Source organism: Halobacillus sp. Marseille-Q1614 (genome assembly GCF_902809865.1).
In the GTDB taxonomy this organism is placed as follows: Bacteria; Bacillota; Bacilli; order Bacillales; family Halobacillaceae; genus Halobacillus_A.
In genome coordinates this window covers 2238962-2258524 of record NZ_CADDWH010000001.1, presented here as the reverse complement: position 1 = coordinate 2258524, position 19563 = coordinate 2238962, and the positions used below count along the sequence as shown (strand labels likewise).

The following is a 19563-nucleotide window of genomic DNA, read 5'->3' as shown; positions in this document are numbered from 1 at the left end:
TACCACGAATCCAATACCCAATCCTATGGCTCAACCCTGATGATTTTGTCGATTCAGTGAAAAAAAGCTGGTCAATTAGACCAGCTCATCAAAGTTGTACGTATAAAATCGTTCGTTCGTTACCCATTTCATTGCTTCAGGGTCGTTATTTTTAATGCCTTCATCGAGCATCTCAAGCATTCGGGCGGTTTGGGAAATATGGGCCCGCATCGTATTGAGCTTTTCTGTCTGAACATGGCGAATGTCATGAACAACGTCCGGCTCTCCTAAATCTTCTTCCGTATTATTAGCAAACGCCACCGCGTGAAGCTTTGGACGGCGGGGCGGATCGATTTCTTTTAGGGCTGCTACGACAGCCCGGGCCGTTGCTTCATGGTCGGGATGTACGGCGTAACCTGGAAAAAAGCTGATAATAAGAGACGGATTTAATTCCTCTATTAAATCGGACACCAGCTGCTTCATTTTGTCATCGTCTTCAAACTCTAAGGTTTTATCACGAAGCCCCATCATCCTTAAATCCTCAAGCCCCATAGCCTCCGCGGCTTTTAAAAGCTCTTTGCGGCGGATCTCAGGCAGGCTTTCTCTTGTCGCAAAAGGCGGCATGCCGAGATTTCGGCCCATCTCGCCAAGTGTAAGACAAGCATAGGTGACAGGTGTTCCGGCTTTTATATAAGAAGTGATCGTTCCAGAGACTCCGAAGGCTTCATCATCGGGGTGTGGAAAGATAACGAGCACATGACCTTCTTGTTCAATCATTTTATTTCCTCCTTGACCAGTCGATCTTATCTTTCATTATCACGTATATTTAAATCTATGAAAAGTCATTTGATTACGTTTCAGTTATTGCTGCACTGCTTAAAATGTTTATTGGGAGAATTTTTCAGGAACATATAAATCAGAACATATAAATGCGTAAAAAAAAGAGAGGGGTATTATTATGGAGAAACGAGTGAATTACTTAGTATCCTGGCTTCAGGATAAAATAAAAGATGCTGGAGCAAACGGAGCACTTGTAGGAATAAGCGGTGGTATTGATTCAGCGGTAGTCGCTTATTTAATTAAAAAAGCATTTCCGGATAATTCCTTAGGTGTACTGCTTCCTATAAATAAACCTGTTGAAGAGCAGGATGATGCTTTAGCGGTCGTGGAAGGAGCCGGCCTTGACTATGTCTGCATTGAACTGACAAATGGGTATCAGGCGACGTATGACTCCATCAAGCAGAAGCTTGAAGAAAAGGGAGACTGGAACGAAGAAACCGCACAGTTAAGAAGCGCCAATCTGCAGGCACGTATGAGAATGAGTACGTTATATGCCGTTGCCCAAAATTATAATTACTTAGTCATAGGCACAGATAACGCAGCGGAAGATTATACTGGTTACTTTACAAAATTCGGCGATGGAGGGGTAGACCTCGTACCGCTTATTAATATGAGAAAAGAAGAAGTAAGAGAAATGGCACAGTATTTAGGAATAACTGAAAGTGTGATTACGAAGAAGCCGAGTGCTGAACTATGGGAAGGGCAGTCGGATGAAGAAGAAATGGGCATCACTTATGCAGCGATCGATGCTTATTTAAGAGGAGAATCCATTGACCCTGAAGATGAGAAGACCTTACAGAATCTTCATGAGAAAAGTGCACACAAACGCCAGATTCCAGCAGGGCCCCCGAAGTTTAGTGAGGAGTGATGAGGAATGGCCAATAATACGGCCTTACTAGTTATAGATATGATCAATAAAATGGATTTTGACGGAGGAGAGGACCTATTAAAGCATACGAGAGAAATTACAGGTTCTATTAATCATTTAAGAAAAGAAGCAAATGAAAAAGAAATGCCGGTAATCTATGTTAATGACAACTTCGGATTATGGCAGGATAATGCAGATGAGCTTATTGAAGAATGTAAAAAAGGCCCTGGTAAAGAGATTGTCGAGGAAATACTTCCGGAAGAAGACGATTACTTTATCATTAAACCGAAGCATTCCGGTTTCTTCGGTACTCAGTTGAGCATACTTCTTGAACAATTAGAAGTGGAGAATCTGATCTTAACAGGAGTAGCCGGCGATATTTGTATTCTCTTTACCGCAAACGATGCTTATATGAGGGATTACAACCTTTGGGTTCCTAGAGACTGCATTGCTTCTGAACAATCAGAAGATAATGAGAACGCGCTAAAGATTATTAAGCGATCAGTATTTGCAAATATTAAAGGAACGAGTGAAGTCTCGATAGAAGAAGCATTTTAGGTGAATGCCTATTGACTTTGTTATTTGGAATGGCTATTCTGTAGAGGAGGGATTTCTTTCCTCCTCCGTCATTTTAAATTTAAGGAGAATTTTTATGAGTGTGGTTGTTCTTAACTAAGACCGTTAATTTTATACGGATTTCTAAAGAAGCTTCGAAAAACTTGCGCGCTTTGCATGTTTATTTAAATATGGCTTTTTTAGGAACAGTTAAGAACAAGCATAACCATAGCAGACTTTTCAAGATATTCTGAGCTATGACGTGATGTCATGGCTTTTTTTATATCTTGGATTAAAAAATGGCGAAGAGGAAAGAGTCTCTTTGATTTCCCATGGGCTGCAGCGGGCTTTAGCTTGCTGCAGCTTTTTTTATGGGCATAATTGGAGGAAAATGAAATTGAATCAACAAACATTTGAAAACGTGAACTTTATAGATATTTTAAATGAAGTGAGCACTTATGCTCTAACTGAACAAGGAAAGAAGGCGATCCATGCCTTAACTCCATCTCGTGATAAGAAACGAATCGATCATTTACACCGGGAGATTGAGGAGGCCAAAGCGATTCTGCATGTGAACAGCCATGTGCCGATTCATTCTTTAAATGAAATTCATCAGATGGTCGAGCAGGGGAAAAAGGGAATGTATATCCGTCCCTCCCAGTTCACACATTTACTTTCATTTTTGGAACACTGTACGAAGCTCAAAAGGTTTATGAAGGATAAACAAATCATCGCACCTATGGTCAGCTCGTATGCTTATTCCATCGGCGAGCTTGACCAGCTTGAAGAAGAAATTGCCCGCTCGATTCGTCACGGGCAAGTGGATGACTATGCGACACCTTCTTTAGCGAAGCTTAGAAAACAAATGCAGCACAAGAGAGAAAAGATTAAAGAAAAAATCCAGCAGATGACGAAGTCCCCGAAGGTTGTCACTCACCTTCAAGAAAAACGGGTGATAGAGAAAAATGGGAAGCTGACGTTGCCGATTAAGCGGGAGAGCAGAAATAAACTGAAGGGAACCATCGTTGATCAGTCTGCTTCTGGTGCTACTCTTTTTATTGAGCCGTCAGAAATCACTTCACAGCAGGAAGATCTGCACCTTCTTAAAATGCAGGAAGAGCAGGAAATAGAACAGATCCTCTATTCCTTAACGAGCCAGGTATTATCCTACGAACAGGATCTCTCGATTGCTGTAGAAACGATGCTCGTTTATGACGTTATTTTTGCCAAGGCGAAGTACAGCCGAATGATCAAAGGCGAATCACCCATTATAAATAATGAAGACATTATCGACTTAAAAAATGCCTGCCACCCATTGCTGGGAGAATCGGCGGTACCACTGACGATCCTTTTAGATAAAAGCCCTCAAGGGCTTCTCATTACGGGACCGAACACTGGAGGGAAGACTGTTACATTAAAAACAGTCGGATTGTTATCGTTAATGGCTCAGACAGGGCTCTCGATTCCTGCAGATAAAGGAAGCTCACTGCCGATCTTTCAGCATATTCTCGTAGATATTGGCGACGGGCAGAGTATCCAGGAAAACTTGAGTACGTTTAGTTCACGGCTCGTCAATATTATTGGAGTGCTGCAGCAGACCAATGACCAATCGTTAGTGCTGTTAGATGAAATCGGGTCCGGAACAGATCCAGGAGAAGGAATGGGACTTGCGATTGCGATTTTAGATCAGCTCGCCTATAAAGGAGCCAAAATTCTGGCAACCACTCACTACAGTGAAATGAAGGATTATGCTCAGGATAAAGAAGGGTTCGTAAATGCGGCGATGGAATTTGATTTAGAAAGTCTGCAGCCCACGTACAAACTGATTCAAGGGTCAGAAGGAAAGAGCCAGGCGTTTGATATTGCTCAGAAGCTGGGTCTTCATCCGCAAATTTTAGAAAAAGCGTATGAGATCACCTATAAATCAAAAAAGAATTTTACAATTAACAGTGAGGAATTAGCCGGAGATAATTATACAAAACAAATGGCAGCCAATCGTTACAGAAAAAAATCCAAAGAAAAGACGTTGATGCAAGAGGCGGTTACCCTTTATAAACAGGGGGATAACGTAAAGATTCTCGCCACAGGAGAGACAGCGATCGTTTATAAAGGTCCTGATGAAAAAGGGGACTATGTCGTTCAACAGAAAGGAGAGAAATTTTCCCTGAATCATAAGCGGATCCGTATCCATATTCCGGCGGAAGAACTCTATCCAGAAGACTATGATTTTGATATAGTTTTTAAATCGAAGGAATACCGTAAGAAGAAGCGGGAAATGGATCGAAAGTACGTTGAAGGCGAATGGCTTAACAGCGAAGAATAAAATATAAAGAGCCGCTCTCCCACAGTGGGGAGAGCGGCTCTTTTTTTACTAAAACTGAAGATCTGAATTTTCTTGTTCAGAAGTTTCAGGAGGTGTGGGATTAGAATCCAAGTCTGTGTAGCCTATAAAGCTAAAGGATAAGACAATTAAAAGCAATACTCCAAGTAAAAATCTTCTCATTGAAAAAGCCCTCCATAAGATGGTGATCATTATATAATATAGACGAAAGATCTATTATATACCCCTACAAAACTATTAGAATTAATTTTTTAGTATCGAAAATTGTCGAAAATTAAGGAATTTACACTATTTATTTTACTTTCTAACTAGATACATTGCAATGCGAGTTTGGGAGTTTTATCGAAAAATCAGGACACAAGTTTTAGGCCGACTACCCCAGAAATAATGCATCCAATAAAGAAGATTCTTCTAAAGCTTGCTTCCTCTTTAAAAATGAGCATCCCTAGTAAAACGGTCCCTGCAGATCCAATTCCTGTCCAGATTCCATAAGCTGTTCCTATCGGAAGTTCCTTTAAAGATAAGGAAAGAAAATAGAAACTTGTGATTCCGGAAACTAAGGCTGCGATCGCAGGTTTCCCTTTGCGAAAACCATCCGAAAGCTTTAAGAAAAACATCCCTGACATTTCACCTAGACCAGCAATTAATAGAAAGATCCAAGCCATTATAATTCCTCCTGAACCTGGGCAGTTTCTTTATGGGAATCTGCCATTTTTAAACCAATGACTCCAAAAATTAAAAGCACAATAAAAAAGACCTTTCCCGCGCCTGTTCCATCGCCAAGAAATGTCATTCCAATTACAGCTGTACCCGCAGCACCTAAGCCAGTAAAAATCGCATAGCCAGTTCCGATATCGATGAGTCGTAAAGCTTTCGTAAAGAAATAGAAGCTAATAAAAATAAATAGAACGGTGAGTGTAGAAATGACGGGCCTTGAGAATCCGTCAGATAACTTCAACCCAACGGCCCATCCAATCTCGAACACGGCACCGATTAATATATATACCCAAGCCACTTTTATTCCTCCTTTGCCTGTATCCCGAGCCAAAATATTTTAAAACTTGCTTTCTGCCGGTCAGTAAGCGTTTCTCGGTCGTAGAAATTTTCCTCTAAAAACAGACCATCAATAATCGTGTAGAAAGTAGAGGTCAGTTCTGAAATTTCGAGCGGACGGATTTCCCCCTCGGTTATACCTCTCTGGAAGATCGGCCGAAGGATTTTGACTACCTGCTCTTCCGTTTGTAAAAATACCTGCTGAATTTCACGGGCGAACTCTTCTGGAGGGAAAAACGTAAACCGCTTAAAAAAAGCCCCTTCCGTAGAGTAGGCCATGTGATCCACGTATAAGAGAAAAACTTCATGAATTTGTTCTTTTACCGAACGATCTTTCGTATATTCCGCAAATCCTTGTAAATGCTCTAATTCCTTATTCGCTACTTCTTCAAGCACCCTTAGGAAAATCGCTTCTTTACTGGAAAAATGATTATAAAGCGAAGGCTTCTTAATCCCGACCTTATCCGCGATTTCCGCAAGGCTCGTATTCTGATAACCCGACTGAGCAAAGCACTCAAGACCGGCATCAATAATTTTTTGTTCTGTCATCGAAGCCCTCCTTTGTTAAACTAACTAACGGTTGTTAGTATCTAATTTATCACCATTTTATTTTGTTGTCCAGAGAAAAATGTTTAATCTCCTCAGAGGAGGGAACTGTCTTACTACAGCGTAAATTGTCGGAAAATTGCGTATTCCAATAAATATAAGGAAACTATAAGGAGTAGATATATATGAATACCTACACACTGGATCGCTACGAAAAAGACTACGCCATTCTGGTACAGCAAAGCCTGGCCAAGAATGAGATTATGGTCTTAAAAGAAAGGCTTATCGCATTCGCGCAGCCTGGAGATATTTTGTCCATCGATTTTGATCAGATGGGTAATTTAAGACAAGTGGAAGTCATCGTTAAATATGAAGAAAATCGAATGAATGATTTAGAAGGAGTATAGTATGCACCTGAGGCGCTCAGGTGCTTTTTAATTTATTCGATGTTGAAGAAGCGTGGACCGCCGGACCTAAAAAATCCAAGAGAATATCTCTTGGATTTTTCCTAAATGGAGTTGACCATTTCTAAAGCTTCCTCAAGCCTTTTTTCATCATCGCCGCTTGTGTACTGAAACTGATAGATGACGTTGTCTTCACTATCGTACCACTCAAAAATAACGGAGGCGTCCCCTCGTTTTATACCGGCTACAGAACCGGAGTCTAACGTGACTTGTTCTTCCGCGGTTTTAATATTATTCTCCGGGTTAAACTTCGTGAGGACAAGGACTTCTTTTTCACTGTCAGAAGAGTAGGTCACTTCGGTTTCTTGTTCCTGCGAAGCTGCTTTTACTTCTTCAGGTGTAAAGGCAAGTTCAGAGGGAAGGCCGAGTGCCTCCTGCTCTGATTCAGATAAAGTATCTTCGACAGGTTTTCCGAAGTTATCTGGATAGGTTTCTTTTAGTGCTTCCAAGGTTAAGTTTTTATCTGATGAGCAGCCGCTTATAAATAAGACGGCGGTCATGAAGATGACGGCTGATAATTTTTTCAACTGATTCACTCCTACTTAAAAATCCTCGCATCACATTTTAGCATATATTTCCGTAAATCTAATGTTTTTTGAAACGAAATGAGCGCTGGTTCGTTTATATATTAGTGCAGCAAGAATTGATTGATAAAGGGGATTGGTGGAAATGAAGAAACTTGTGATTCGTTCTTTTCAGGAAAGGGATATTGACGCAATCCTGGAGCTTAACAGGAAAGAAGGCTGGGAAGGGCTTGTGAGCAAAGAGGATACGTTACATGCCTGGATTAATTCAGAACCGGCCCTGGTAGCCGTTGTCAATCAGGAAATTGTGGGGTATTTAAGGGGGATCACTGATGCAGCAGTGACCTTGTATATAAGTGAAATTCTAGTCAGGGAAGAAGATAGAGGGAAAGGCGTATCACTGCGTCTGATTCAAGAAGCGCACAGCTGTTATCCGAGTACAAGGATGGAGATGCTTGCGACAGGGAAGTCGGAAGAATATTATAAAAAACAAGGTTTTCGTCCATTTTACGGGTTTAGAAAAGCGGCCGAAGAGTTCAAGCGTGCGTAAAAAGATAACCTCAAATGCTCTAGAGCATTTGAGGCTTTTTTTATTTGTCCATATAATGAGCTACTTTAGCAGCTGCCGAACGGGACATGAATTTTGTAGCGATCGCCATCGAGCGATTCATCTTTCCAGGGATCACAACACGTTTTCCTTTTATAAACCCAACGAACCCTTCGTTGGCCACTTGTTTAGGAGACATCATACGATCGGTTAATTTTGTGTCCTGGGCATTGGCGGTTTCGAAAAATTTCGTTTCCGTTGCGCCTGGGCAAAGAGTGGTAACAGTGACTCCTGTTCCTTTAAGTTCTTCCACTAATGCTTCGGAGAAGGACAGGACATATGCTTTTGATGCGTAATAGACAGCCATTCTCGGACCTGGCTGAAACGCTGCGACGCTTGAAACGTTAAGCACGCCTCGAGGAACTCCATTCATGCGGGTGTTTTTCATATCTGGAAGGAAATAATGGGTGAGTTCAGTCAGTGTCTGAATATTTACCTGCATCATCGCCTGCTGATCTCTAAGCAGAATTTCATCGAACAGGCCGTTTAAGCCAAATCCTGCATTATTTACAAGAACCTCTACAGTGCGTCCCTGTTCTCGTACCTTATTGTACAGTGCTTCGGCAGCGCCTGGTTTAGAAAGGTCCTGCACAATAATAGTAACCGAGTGCCCTTTTAGTTCTTCTTTCAGCTGCTGCAGTTTGTCCTCTGATCGTGCGACTACAATCAACGCGTAACCTGATTTTGCAAAAAGCTTCGCTAGTTCATACCCTATTCCGCCGGAAGCTCCAGTGATTAGTGCTGTTGGTTTCACAAAGTATCTCTCCTTTTCTGGTAGTTCTACCCCATCCTTACCCTTTTCATGTATTCATCAATCTTTAGGCCATTTCTTTATGTTTTAATGTGAAGCTCGCTGCAGTAAGCAATATGGCAATCAGCACAACGATAGTAATTGCAGTTCCCCATAGCTCACTCGATATTTCTCCAGTCTGCAGCACCTCTGGCAGGTGGCTTGTTGTGAGCGAAGGCGTCCATTTAATGACATGGTCGAATATACCGCCTATGATTTGCATGAGGATCAATATAAAAATGGTCAAGAACGCAACCACGCCGGGTACCTTCACTAACGTATTCATGAACAGGGTAAGAGCCATGATGAAAAGGATCCATAAGCTGTAAAAAGCAGCCGTGATCAATAGATGAGTAAATGGGATTTTTTCAAATAAAATTGAGACATAATACCAGCTAGAAAGCATGCCTGCAAACACCGAGGCTGCTGCTAATAGCGAATAGCCCGCCCATTTGGCTGTTACATACGCAGAGAGTCTAACAGGCTTAACGAGTATAAGTTCGGCAACACCGCTTTTTCGCTCACCGGCAATTGTATTCATGGCAATCAGCACAATAACAGCAATTCCTATCATATTAAACTGGCCGACACTCATCATAAATACGTCCACAGCAGGAGGAGTAGGAATGTCTATGACTGCACCTTCAGGAAGCCCTCCGACTGCATCGAGAATCTGCGGCATGTAATAAGCCGTGAGCGGATCCATCAGGCCTAACAGGATGAAGACCAGAGGTACCCAAATCCATTTATAATTTCGCGACAGTTCGAGCATTTCTTTATTAAACACGGTCAGCCATTGCATCCTGGCTCACCACCTTCATAAATAGTTCTTCAAGAGACATGCTGCCGGCTTCAAAATATTGAACAGGCAGATCATGCTCGGAGAAATATTGAATTAATTTTTTACGGCCCAATTTCATATCTTCCATATAAATATGAATTTCCTTATTTTTCTCTTCCACCCGGTCCACGTAGGGGAGGTTCTGCAGATCACTAATAGAAGTAAGTGAATCATCTAATTTAAGGACAACCTTATTTAACGCATGACGCTGTCTCACCTCAGCAAATGAACCCGATTCAATAATCTTACCGTGGTTCATTAGAAGTAAGTGGTCACTGGCTTCCTCGGCGTCATTTAAAATGTGAGTGGAAAACAGAAGGGTCGTTTCCTCCTTCAGTTCTTCCATTAAATTAAGGACATCCCGCCTGCCGATCGGATCAAGGGCGGAAACAGGCTCATCCAGCATGAGGAGCTTTGGCTTATGTATCATCGCCTGGGCTATTCCTAAGCGCTGTTTCATGCCTCCCGAGTATTTTCCAATCCGCTTGCGGCCCGCATCACTTATTCCGACACGTTCAAGTAATTGATCGGCACGAGCCGCGGCTTCTTTTTTAGATAAAAAGGCGAGCCTGCCGACGTAGACGAGAAATTCCCTGCCGCTCATCCATGAATGAAACTGTGGATGCTGCGGCAAATAGCCAATCTGCTGGCGGATATCTTTTACAGGCTTCTCTGAAAGCTGAATACTCCCATGGGTTTGATGAATAAGTCCGGCCATCATTCGAAGTGTTGTTGTTTTCCCTGCTCCATTTGGTCCTAAGAGGGCGGTGCAAGTTCTAGGCTCAAGTGTAAAGCTGATATTGTTTACAGCTTCCTGCCTATTGAACGTTTTGGTCAGATTCTCTACTTTAATCATGACGGTTAGTCCCTTCTTCCAAAAATGAAGTACGCAATCGGTCCGAGGATATTAATAAATAAAATGATAAGTGCCCACACCCATTTCGGCCCGTTCGTATACTCTGCTTTAATAAGACTTACTATGGCAATAACCATGAGTATTAATTGAATAGCAATAACAGGAGCCAGCAATGCGAGATTCTGGTGTATAAATTCGGTGATCGTTTGATCCATTAACAAGAGAGTCACTCCTTTCCTATAATTAAGTTTACGAAAATTTTTGATGAAAAGTTTCTTTTTTTAAAATTCCTTGGCAATTTTATGCAGCAACTAAAGATATAAAAGGAACCTTTTTCTCTGCCTGATTGATGAGGAAGAATACATTCTACCGTTGAAACGTATATATCAAGGCGCTGGTGGGTTGGAAAGCCGGAAGACTCCTGCTTAAAAAACAGGTGGGTCAAGGCCCTGCTCACTTGTGCATGACATCTGGTTATTAACCCGGTTATGTTTAACAAACTGCACAGTTGACATTATTATCAGAATTTTATACACTGTTTGAAAGTGTTGAGTAGAGAATGAGATGAGAAGAGTTGAGGAAGTTAAGGATGAGCAGAGCGAGCTTTAGGGATCGACGGACGAAGGAGCTGTCAGATAGCCTGAGCCTATTTTGACCTACAATTTTTCATCCGCTTCTATATAAATCCCCTCAACGTCTCATTTTCCATAATCAATTATGGAGAGGTGAGCACACAATGACTATAACTACAAAGGAATCATTCCTTGCTGATGCGAAGGAATACCGCACGATTCCAGTTTCCCAATCTTTTTATACAGATACATTAACACCTATTCACATGTTTCATGCGTTAAGAGATGAAGCCGTATATATGCTCGAAAGCCAGGACCCTGAATCACCATGGTCTAATTTCTCATTCATTGGTTTAGATCCGATGATTGATATCAGCCAGCAGAAGAACGGCACATTTATGATCGAAGATTTTCAGGAACATCAAACGAGAACAGCGGAGAGCTTTAAAGAAGCATTTGAGCAGACCGTTGACCGCCTTAAGGTAAAGCAGGCGAATGTTTCTCTTCCTTTTAAAGGCGGAGCGGTCGGCTATATTGCCTACGATGCGATCTCTGATTATGAACCGGTACCTAGAGCGCTGCCAGATGATATCGACGTTTCAAACTACCATTTATTATTTTGCCAGACACTTGTTGCCTACCATCATCGGACGAAGGAAACGACGATTTTAACGTTTGCCCGAATTGAGGAAGGTAATGAAGAAGAGCAATATGAGCAGGCTGTCCAGCGTGTGAAGAACGTCAGCCGCCGGTTAAAAGAGAACAGCTTTTTACCGGATCTGATGCTCAGTGATGAATCGACTTCTCACAGCATTGAACTTCACAGCAACTATAAGAAAGAAGATTTTAAACGCGATGTTGAAAAAATAAAAGACTATATCGTAGCAGGTGATATCTTTCAGGCTGTCCTGTCCCAGCGGTTTCATACAAAAACTGAACGAAGCGGATTTGAGCTTTATCGGATTCTTAGAAAGGTAAATCCATCGCCGTATATGTTTTATTTAAAGTTTAACGATGTCGAAGTGATGGGAAGTTCACCTGAAAGGCTGCTTGAAGTTCAGGACGGTCAGCTGGAAATTCACCCGATTGCCGGGACGAGAAAACGAGGCCTGACACAGGAAGAAGACGATGCACTGGCAGCCGAGCTGCTGGCTGATGAAAAGGAGCAGGCTGAGCACCGCATGCTCGTAGACTTAGCCCGAAATGATATGGGCCGGGTTGCTGAATTTGGCAGTGTAAAAGTATTTGATTATATGACGATCGGCCGATTTTCGAAGGTCATGCATATTATCAGTAAAGTGACCGGAAAACTGAAAGAAAATGTATCTCCGATCGATGCATTAATTTCTGCCTACCCGGCAGGAACCCTATCTGGAGCACCAAAAATAAGAGCAATGCAGATTCTAAGAGAATTAGAGCCAACTCCCCGGCATTTATATGGTGGAGGCGTTGTTTATCTAGGCTTTGACGGGAATATTGATTCCTGCATTACGATTCGAACGATGACAAAAGTAAAAGATCAAGTATATGTACAGGCGGGGGCCGGCGTTGTAGCCGATTCCGATCCTGAAGCCGAGTATCAAGAGACGATTAACAAAGCCAGTGCTTTAAAACGCACGATAGAAATAGCAGAGCAGGCATTTGAGAAGAGCAGAGAAGGAGTCGAGACGAAATGAAAGAAATATTAAGCCAGATTGTAGAAGGTAAAACGTTATCCGAAGAAACGGCTTACGAAGCGATGAACGAGATCATGCAGGGTAATGTTACAACAGGCCAGCTGATGAGCATGTTATCCGTTATTCGCCACCGCGGGGAAACCGTTGAAGAAATGACTGGATTCGTTCGTGCGATGCGGGCGAATATGACGAAACTCGCGATTAAAGATGATAGTATTGTAGATACATGTGGAACGGGGGGAGACGGAAGCTCTACTTTTAACATTTCAACGGCTGTATCTATTATTCTGGCAGCCATGGGTGTAAAAGTAGCCAAGCACGGCAACCGTAAAGTTTCTTCTAAAAGCGGAAGTGCTGACGTCTTAGAAAAGCTCGGTATTCCGATTGATACAACACCAGAACAGGGAGCTAGAGCTCTTAATGAAAAAGGGATGACATTTATGTTCGCCCCGAATTACCACCAGGCGATGAAGCATGCCGGGCCTGCCCGTCAGGAACTAGGCTTCCGTACCGTGTTTAACCTATTAGGCCCTATGTCGAATCCAGCAAACGCCAAGCGTCAGCTGATCGGCATTTATGATACGGCTTATGCAGAAAAGATGGCCGAAACGCTGTCCAAACTTGGTTCCAAGCACGTACTGCTTGCAACCGGACGGGATGGACTCGATGAAATCACGATGACGGGCGTAACCGACATTGTTGAGTTAAAAGACGGACAAATTACACGATTTACGTTAACACCAGAAGATGTGGGACTGCCTTCTGGTTCCTTAGAAGATATTCAAATCCGCACATCTGAAGATAGTGCGGAAATCATCCAGCAGGTTATCAAAGGTGAGGCTAACCAGAGTGCGATGACTATCGTAATAATGAACGCTGCCGCTGGATTATATATATCAGGAAAAGCGAATGACTTAAAAGAAGGCGTATCCCTTGTTCAGGAAGCGATTCACAACGGATCCGTCCAGCAATACTTCACATCTATTCAGGAAATTAAGGAGCGACGTCAGTATGCTTGATACCATTCTTGCTATTAAACATCAGGAGATCGAAAAACTATATTTACCCGAACGCGCAGAGGTAGAGCGTATCTCATTTGCTTCCTCACTAAAAAATACAAATTATCCAGCCGGACTGATCGCTGAGGTGAAAAAAGCCTCTCCGTCTAAAGGGATTATTCGTGAAGATTTCAATCATGTCATGATTGGCAAGCAATATAACGATGCAGGTGTTCAGGCGATTTCTGTCCTGACAGACCAGCATTTCTTTCAGGGGCACCGTGACTTTTTAACTGATATTAAGAAGTTCGTCGATGTGCCGGTGATGCGCAAGGATTTCATTATAGAGCCTGTCCAAGTGGAAGAAAGTAAGCTGATCGGTGCCGATGCTATTCTATTAATTGGTGAAGCACTGGAGCCGAAGAAGCTTCACGAGCTATATTTACAGGCTTACGAAAGCGGCCTTGAAGTATTAGTTGAAGTGCACAGTGAAGATACTTTAGAAGGTGTTCTAAAGGAATTCACGCCAGAGGTGCTTGGCATCAACAACCGTAACCTCCACACTTTTGAAACGAAGCTTGAGCAGACTGAAAAAATGGCTGAGATGGCCCCGTCAGAATGTCTATTAGTTTCTGAAAGCGGGATTTTCACTTATCAGGATATTGAGCAGGTGGTCGGTTATGGTGCTAAAGGCGTGTTAGTTGGTGAATCTCTGATGCGCCAGAAGAATATTAAGAAAGCCGTCACCGAATTAATGAGCGGGGTGAGCGTATGATTCACGTACCGGTCGTTAAGCTGTGCGGCAACCGTTCAGCAGCCGACGTCGAGAAAAGCGCCTCTTCAAATGCCAGTCATCTAGGTTTTATATTTGTAAGAGGGACGAAGCGCTACGTGAGGCCGGAGAGGGTCAGACAGTGGATCCGTACAACACGTCCAAAGCAGAAGCTTGTCGGTGTATTTGTAAATCCATCTGTAGAATTATTGGAAGAGGTATTATCCTTCATTTCATTAGATGTCATCCAGCTTCATGGCAGTGAGACTGTATCTGAAATCTTACAAATTAAAGCTTCATTTAACCTGCCAGTCTGGAAGGTAATTAAGCACCATGGTGATGCTTTTAAAGAGATGGAAGTCTTTAAAGGGGTGGCCGATGGCTATGTTGTTGATTCAAAAGTCCGCGGTGCCCATGGAGGAACAGGAGTCAGCTTTGACTGGAGCACGGTTGAAGAATACAGCCGGATTGCGAACGAACAGAACGTGCCCTGCCTGATTGCCGGCGGGATTACTCCAGAAAATGTGGGAGAACTGCTCGAGCATGAACCAGAAGGCATCGATATCTCAAGCGGCATTGAAACAAATGAACAGAAAGACATTTATAAAATCCAATCTATTTTAAAAGAGGTGAACCAGCATGTTGCAAACATTTCCTGATATAAAAGGACGTTACGGAGATTTCGGCGGGAAATATGTTCCGGAAACTCTAATGGGTCCACTGCAAGAATTAGAAGAAGCACTGGATGAAGCGATGAATGATCAAGCTTTTCTTGATGAATACCATCATGTCCTTAAAGAGTATGCTGGACGCCCGACGTCTTTAAGCTATGCCGACCAGCTGACGGAACATTTAGGCGGAGCAAAAATCTATTTAAAACGTGAAGATTTAAACCATACAGGGGCTCATAAACTGAATAATGCAATCGGCCAGGGTCTCCTTGCGAAAAGAATGGGTAAAAAGAAAATTATCGCAGAAACCGGAGCCGGCCAGCACGGTGTAGCATCAGCGACTGTAGCGGCAAAATTCGGCCTTGAATGTAAAGTGTTTATGGGCGAAGAAGATATTCGCAGGCAGGAGCTTAACGTCTTTAGAATGAAACTCTTAGGAGCAGAAGTGGTTTCTGTTTCAAGCGGAAACGGCACGTTAAAGGATGCAACAAATGAAGCCATCCGTTACTGGGTGGCCAATTGTGAAGACCACTTTTATTTAATTGGATCTGTCGTAGGCCCTCACCCGTATCCGCGCATGGTCCGTGACTTTCAGCGTGTGATCGGTGATGAGTCGAAAAAGCAGTTCCTGGAAGTGGAAGACGAGCTTCCTAATCGCATTTATGCCTGCGTAGGCGGCGGCAGTAATGCTATGGGGATTTTCTATCCATTCTTAAGTGATTCACCTGAGCTGATTGGTGTAGAAGCAGCAGGTAAAGGGATTGATACACCAATGCATGCAGCCACGTTAACAAAAGGGACACCTGGAGTCATTCACGGTTCTATGACCTATCTGATGCAGGACATTAATGGTCAGATCACCGAGCCGTATTCGATTTCTGCCGGGTTAGACTACCCAGGTATCGGGCCGGAGCATGCCCACCTTTTTCAGACAAAGCAGGTGCGCTATGAGTCGATTACTGACCAGGAAGCCCTTGATGCTTTAAAACTGTTAACTCAGCAGGAAGGAATCATACCCGCGATTGAGAGTGCCCATGCGTTAGCACAGGCCTTTAAAGAGGTAAAAGACATGCCGAAGGACCAGACGATTTTAATCAATCTTTCCGGACGCGGTGATAAAGATATGGCGACACTTATGGAACACTTTCAGGAGGGAGAATAATATGCTGACACAGACATCATTTCAAGGCAAACTGACAAAAACTAAAGATCTCTTCATCCCGTTTGTGGTAGCCGGCGATCCCACGCCTGAACTAACGATCCAATTTGCACTAAAGCTTCAAAAAGCCGGTGCGGATATCTTAGAGCTGGGTGTTCCTTACTCTGATCCGCTCGCAGACGGTCCAACCATTCAAAGAGCCGCTCAGCGTTCCTTAAAAAACGGCATGTCCTTAACCGCAGCTATTGAATTAGTACCTAAGCTTCGTGAAGCTGGGGTTGAAATTCCGGTCGTTATTTTTACGTATTATAACCCTGTACTGCAGCTCGGTTATGACCGCTTTTTTGAAATGCTTGAGGAAAATGGGGCAGAGGGTGTATTAATCCCTGACCTGCCTTATGAAGAAAGTGAAGAAATCCGCCAGCTGGCAGACGAGAAAGGTGTAGAATTTATTTCACTTGTCGCTCCTAACTCAGATGCACGCATTAAACAGATCGCTGAGCATGCGAAGGGTTTTGTGTATTGCGTATCTTCGTTAGGTGTAACAGGGGAACGAAATGATATGTCTGCAGAAGCTTTATCTTTTATTAAAAAGGTAAAAGAACACAGCCAGGTTCCCGTTGCTGTCGGGTTTGGCATCTCAAAGAACGAGCACGTGAAGCTTGTTCGCGAGCATTCAGACGGTGTGATTATCGGAAGTAAGATTATCCGCTTGATTGAGGATAATCTGGAAGACTTAGAAAAAGGAAATCAAGAAGAGGCACTTGAACGTTTTTATCAAGAGATTCATGAACTTGTGAAGTAAGTGCAGAGTGAGAGGAGCTGAGCCGAGTTGATTTATATGATTGATCATTATGACTCGTTTACCTATAACCTCGTTCAGTACCTGGGTGAACTGGGTGAAGAGGTTGTCGTAAGGCGGAACGATGAAGTGACATTTGCAGAGATAGATGAGCTGAAGCCGGATTTATTGTTTCTTTCCCCGGGTCCTTGCTCGCCGGATGAGACCGGGATTACACTGGAAGTCATCGACCATTACAAAACATCGATTCCTATCTTTGGGGTCTGCCTGGGGCACCAGTCAATCGCACAGGTATTTGGCGGAAAAGTCGTACGAGCCGACAGATTGATGCACGGAAAGAGTTCTGAAATTCACCATGACGGCCGTTCTATTTTCAAAGGTTTAAATAACCCGATGGAAGCGATGCGCTACCATTCCTTGATTGTCGATGTCAAAGACGTGCCGGAATGCTTTGAAATTACCGCTGCGACCGTTGAAGGTGAAATCATGGGGATCCGTCACCTGGATTACCCAATCGAAGGTGTCCAATTTCACCCGGAATCCATTGGAACGAGTGATGGCATGCAGCTGTTAAAGAACTTAATTGAGCAGAAAATAAAAGCTCCGGCATAAATTAAAAAGTCCCTCAGATATTCTCTGGGGGACTTCTGTACTTATAGAATTTAAAATTTTACAGCGTCTTCGTTTCTCACGACCAGCAGGGACTTTCCTTTGTTGAGCTCTTTTTCAATACGCTGTGCCTTTGCCTGGTCAAAGCCGATCTTCTTCATTTTGGAGACCAGCTTATCACTTTTGTTTCTAAATATGTTCTTCGTAGCGGTACCAACTCCAGTAACCCGGACACCAATCTTATTAGCGTCTGTTCTCCGCTTCGTGCGTCTTAAGTGAGAGTTATCGTAGGCAAGAACATAAATATCTTTTTCACTTACTCCGCCTGATTTCAGGGTCTCGATTGATTCACTGAGTGCTTCATCATCATGAAAAATTTTATATTTTGGTTCCATTCGAACATCCTCCTTTATAGTCTGACGGATACCCGATGTAAAAAGGGCTTAAACGAAAAGGAGCCCATCTTGACCATAACCCTACGAAACACCCAGTCACATTAAGGAAATTAGTCATGTAAAAAAGTATTGAAACTTAATGGAAAAGACGCTATAATAATCCTTGTCGGTTCACATATGGGGCATTAGCTCAGCTGGGAGAGCGCTACACTGGCAGTGTAGAGGTCAGCGGTTCGAGCCCGCTATGCTCCACTCTCAAAACCCTTGCCCTGCAAGGGTTTTTCTTATGTGTATACATAGCGGTAAACCATTCAATTTAGTGACTTGTTGACGAATGTAGCAGGAAGCCGCATCTGCATTTATTCATATTCTTTCATTGATGATTGGATAGCTTCTACATATATTTTGAACTCTTCCGTTTGATTGGAGGAGTTGTTGCGAGAGGAAAAGCTGATATCTCCGTTTTTAAAAAATGCTTTTCTCTGTGCTCTTGTAATCTCCAGCTGCACGCCTCGTTCTGTTTTTGTTTTGTTTGTGAAATTGTCAGGGTGATCGCCGTTAAGGTGCTCAGGAGTTACAGCTACTTCAAACCCATTTTCCTCTAAATGCCGACTCACGATTTCCTTCATATCTTTGTCCAGCCCACCGATCATTGTTTTTGGCTCATCTCCGGCTGAACCGTGAATGGAAATATGATATTCAGCATTAGCAACCATCTCTAGAGCCTCCGGTTCATCGAAACGGGTGGATGTGATGTGTAAGTTGCTGAAATTATTCGACTTTAACCTTCCTTTAAATGAGTAAAAGGGATAAGAGGATCCGGCAATTGCCTCGGCTAGTGTAGAGGTCGCTTCTTCAATCCCGCCGCCATGGATCGCACTCACGAGCCATCGTTCATTACCGGCGCTGCTTTTCTCAATCTCCCAATCTTCCCCTTCCTCATATACTTCTCTCAGCTCGTAAAAAGAGCAAAAACGGTTTCCAGAGCAATCGTCCGTGATCGCAGCTGTTATTTCCTCATATAGAGATAAAATCACAAGAACTGAAGCCACTACTGCGACCGCCGTAGACAGTATGAATTTCAAATTCATGATAAAACCTCCTCCTATTAATAGTATCGGCTTGATTTTTAAATAAATGAGTTCATGCAAGAAAAATGGATATAAAGGAGGCCCTTCTCATAATATGGTTCATTCATACAGGTACTGATTGTAATTCATGTAGTGAGCAGTTTTATCGTTCTAGTAAACTGGCATTTAATTATAAACGATCCAAATTAATTCTTCCTTCGTTCAAAAACTGCTGTCTTGCTTTTTGACGTTTTTTCTTCTTCATATCACGACAAGACTGGCAATTTAAAAAGTCTTGTCCTTTACCTATAAAGTGATAAGATGACTTTTTCTTTCTACATGTAGAACATATTTTATCCCTATGGTAATTCAATGTATCCCTTCTTTATTATGGAAGTTTTGTTCATTATAATAGTCTTTATCTCCTTTGTAAAACGGTTAAATATTTTTCGATTTTAATGATGTAATTTAAATGGCTCTATTACTGTCGGTTCAGGGGGCTGAATTCTTTTTCTTTTGTGTTAACAAAAAGTCCTGACAAAAAAATGTCTGGTTTACATTATGTTCGTGTTCGT

Annotated in this window: 23 protein-coding genes and 1 tRNA gene; 13 read left to right on the top strand and 11 right to left on the bottom strand. The window is 42.7% G+C overall.

From position 1 onward, the window contains the following. Positions 1–75 precede the first annotated feature (75 nt). Complete coding sequence (bshB2, locus tag HUS26_RS11420) at positions 76–756, bottom strand: bacillithiol biosynthesis deacetylase BshB2 (RefSeq protein WP_173917269.1); 681 nt, start codon at positions 754–756, stop codon at positions 76–78. 181 nt (positions 757–937) lie between these two features. Here bshB2 and nadE point away from each other — a divergent pair, with 181 nt between their 5' ends. From nadE to HUS26_RS11405, 3 genes are all read left to right on the top strand, one after another. Further along, positions 938–1687: an NAD(+) synthase gene (gene nadE, locus HUS26_RS11415; protein WP_173917268.1), complete on the top strand. Its 750-nt coding sequence runs from the start codon at positions 938–940 to the stop codon at positions 1685–1687. 6 nt (positions 1688–1693) lie between these two features. Then, positions 1694–2245, top strand: coding sequence for a cysteine hydrolase family protein (locus tag HUS26_RS11410; protein ID WP_173917267.1), 552 nt, complete (start codon positions 1694–1696; stop codon positions 2243–2245). Positions 2246–2639: 394 nt separating this feature from the next. Beyond that, a complete protein-coding gene (locus tag HUS26_RS11405) occupies positions 2640–4565 on the top strand; it encodes an endonuclease MutS2 (RefSeq protein WP_173917266.1) in 1926 nt (641 codons plus the stop codon). A 368-nt stretch (positions 4566–4933) separates the two neighbouring features. Here the strand turns inward: HUS26_RS11405 and HUS26_RS11400 are convergent, their stop codons facing one another. Genes HUS26_RS11400 through HUS26_RS11390 form a run of 3 tightly spaced genes read right to left on the bottom strand, consistent with a single transcriptional unit; the run spans position 4934 to position 6185 of the window. Further along, positions 4934–5248, bottom strand: coding sequence for a multidrug efflux SMR transporter (locus tag HUS26_RS11400; RefSeq protein ID WP_173917265.1), 315 nt, complete (start codon positions 5246–5248; stop codon positions 4934–4936). After that, positions 5248–5598: a multidrug efflux SMR transporter gene (locus HUS26_RS11395; protein ID WP_173917264.1), complete on the bottom strand. Its 351-nt coding sequence runs from the start codon at positions 5596–5598 to the stop codon at positions 5248–5250. The genes HUS26_RS11400 and HUS26_RS11395 overlap by 1 nt, the downstream gene beginning before the upstream one ends. Positions 5599–5600: 2 nt before the next feature. Then, positions 5601–6185 carry a TetR/AcrR family transcriptional regulator gene (locus HUS26_RS11390; protein ID WP_173917263.1) on the bottom strand — a complete coding sequence of 195 codons (585 nt, stop codon included), beginning with the start codon at positions 6183–6185 and terminating at the stop codon, positions 5601–5603. A gap of 182 nt (positions 6186–6367) precedes the next feature. On the opposite strand from HUS26_RS11390, the gene HUS26_RS11385 reads away from it, so the two are divergent. Continuing rightward, on the top strand, positions 6368–6589 hold the full coding sequence (locus HUS26_RS11385) for a hypothetical protein (RefSeq protein ID WP_173917262.1): 222 nt from the start codon (positions 6368–6370) through the stop codon (positions 6587–6589). A 101-nt stretch (positions 6590–6690) separates the two neighbouring features. On the opposite strand, the gene HUS26_RS11380 is transcribed toward HUS26_RS11385, so the two are convergent. Beyond that, positions 6691–7173 (bottom strand): hypothetical protein, encoded by a 483-nt coding sequence (locus tag HUS26_RS11380; RefSeq protein WP_173917261.1) that lies wholly within the window; start codon positions 7171–7173, stop codon positions 6691–6693. A 142-nt stretch (positions 7174–7315) separates the two neighbouring features. Between HUS26_RS11380 and HUS26_RS11375 the strand changes: the two genes are divergently transcribed. Continuing rightward, positions 7316–7720, top strand: a complete 405-nt coding sequence (locus HUS26_RS11375; RefSeq protein WP_173917260.1) for a GNAT family N-acetyltransferase — start codon at positions 7316–7318, stop codon at positions 7718–7720. Between the two features lie 40 nt (positions 7721–7760). Here the strand turns inward: HUS26_RS11375 and HUS26_RS11370 are convergent, their stop codons facing one another. From HUS26_RS11370 to HUS26_RS11355, 4 genes are all read right to left on the bottom strand, one after another. Then, a complete protein-coding gene (locus HUS26_RS11370; protein WP_173917259.1) occupies positions 7761–8531 on the bottom strand; it encodes an SDR family oxidoreductase in 771 nt (256 codons plus the stop codon). A 64-nt stretch (positions 8532–8595) separates the two neighbouring features. Then, the gene (locus HUS26_RS11365; RefSeq protein ID WP_173917258.1) at positions 8596–9369 is read right to left on the bottom strand and encodes an ABC transporter permease; all 774 of its coding nucleotides are present in this window, start codon (positions 9367–9369) and stop codon (positions 8596–8598) included. Beyond that, positions 9347–10264, bottom strand: coding sequence for an ABC transporter ATP-binding protein (locus tag HUS26_RS11360; RefSeq protein WP_173917257.1), 918 nt, complete (start codon positions 10262–10264; stop codon positions 9347–9349). Before HUS26_RS11360 ends, HUS26_RS11365 begins: the two co-directional genes overlap by 23 nt. 5 nt (positions 10265–10269) lie before the next feature. Continuing rightward, complete coding sequence (locus HUS26_RS11355) at positions 10270–10479, bottom strand: PLD nuclease N-terminal domain-containing protein (RefSeq protein ID WP_173918822.1); 210 nt, start codon at positions 10477–10479, stop codon at positions 10270–10272. A gap of 521 nt (positions 10480–11000) precedes the next feature. Here HUS26_RS11355 and trpE point away from each other — a divergent pair. The 7 genes from trpE to pabA are packed head-to-tail and all read left to right on the top strand — an operon-like array spanning position 11001 to position 17526. Next, positions 11001–12512 carry an anthranilate synthase component I gene (gene trpE / locus HUS26_RS11350; RefSeq protein ID WP_173917256.1) on the top strand — a complete coding sequence of 504 codons (1512 nt, stop codon included), beginning with the start codon at positions 11001–11003 and terminating at the stop codon, positions 12510–12512. Beyond that, the gene (gene trpD, locus HUS26_RS11345) at positions 12509–13531 is read left to right on the top strand and encodes an anthranilate phosphoribosyltransferase (protein WP_173917255.1); all 1023 of its coding nucleotides are present in this window, start codon (positions 12509–12511) and stop codon (positions 13529–13531) included. Before trpE ends, trpD begins: the two co-directional genes overlap by 4 nt. Beyond that, positions 13524–14285 (top strand): indole-3-glycerol phosphate synthase TrpC, encoded by a 762-nt coding sequence (gene trpC / locus HUS26_RS11340; protein WP_173917254.1) that lies wholly within the window; start codon positions 13524–13526, stop codon positions 14283–14285. Before trpD ends, trpC begins: the two co-directional genes overlap by 8 nt. Beyond that, entirely contained in the window at positions 14282–14941 is a 660-nt protein-coding gene (locus HUS26_RS11335; RefSeq protein WP_173917253.1) for a phosphoribosylanthranilate isomerase, read from the top strand. Before trpC ends, HUS26_RS11335 begins: the two co-directional genes overlap by 4 nt. Next, positions 14922–16115 carry a tryptophan synthase subunit beta gene (gene trpB, locus HUS26_RS11330; RefSeq protein WP_371809579.1) on the top strand — a complete coding sequence of 398 codons (1194 nt, stop codon included), beginning with the start codon at positions 14922–14924 and terminating at the stop codon, positions 16113–16115. The genes HUS26_RS11335 and trpB overlap by 20 nt, the downstream gene beginning before the upstream one ends. Position 16116: 1 nt before the next feature. After that, on the top strand, positions 16117–16917 hold the full coding sequence (gene trpA / locus HUS26_RS11325) for a tryptophan synthase subunit alpha (protein WP_173917252.1): 801 nt from the start codon (positions 16117–16119) through the stop codon (positions 16915–16917). 27 nt (positions 16918–16944) lie between these two features. Then, positions 16945–17526 carry an aminodeoxychorismate/anthranilate synthase component II gene (gene pabA, locus HUS26_RS11320; RefSeq protein WP_173917251.1) on the top strand — a complete coding sequence of 194 codons (582 nt, stop codon included), beginning with the start codon at positions 16945–16947 and terminating at the stop codon, positions 17524–17526. Between the two features lie 50 nt (positions 17527–17576). Here the strand turns inward: pabA and HUS26_RS11315 are convergent, their stop codons facing one another. Further along, positions 17577–17918 (bottom strand): general stress protein, encoded by a 342-nt coding sequence (locus HUS26_RS11315; RefSeq protein WP_173917250.1) that lies wholly within the window; start codon positions 17916–17918, stop codon positions 17577–17579. A 179-nt stretch (positions 17919–18097) separates the two neighbouring features. Between HUS26_RS11315 and HUS26_RS11310 the strand changes: the two genes are divergently transcribed. Next, positions 18098–18170, top strand: a tRNA-Ala gene (locus HUS26_RS11310). Positions 18171–18277: 107 nt separating this feature from the next. On the opposite strand, the gene HUS26_RS11305 is transcribed toward HUS26_RS11310, so the two are convergent. After that, positions 18278–19009, bottom strand: a complete 732-nt coding sequence (locus tag HUS26_RS11305; RefSeq protein WP_173917249.1) for a poly-gamma-glutamate hydrolase family protein — start codon at positions 19007–19009, stop codon at positions 18278–18280. Positions 19010–19563 lie beyond the last annotated feature (554 nt).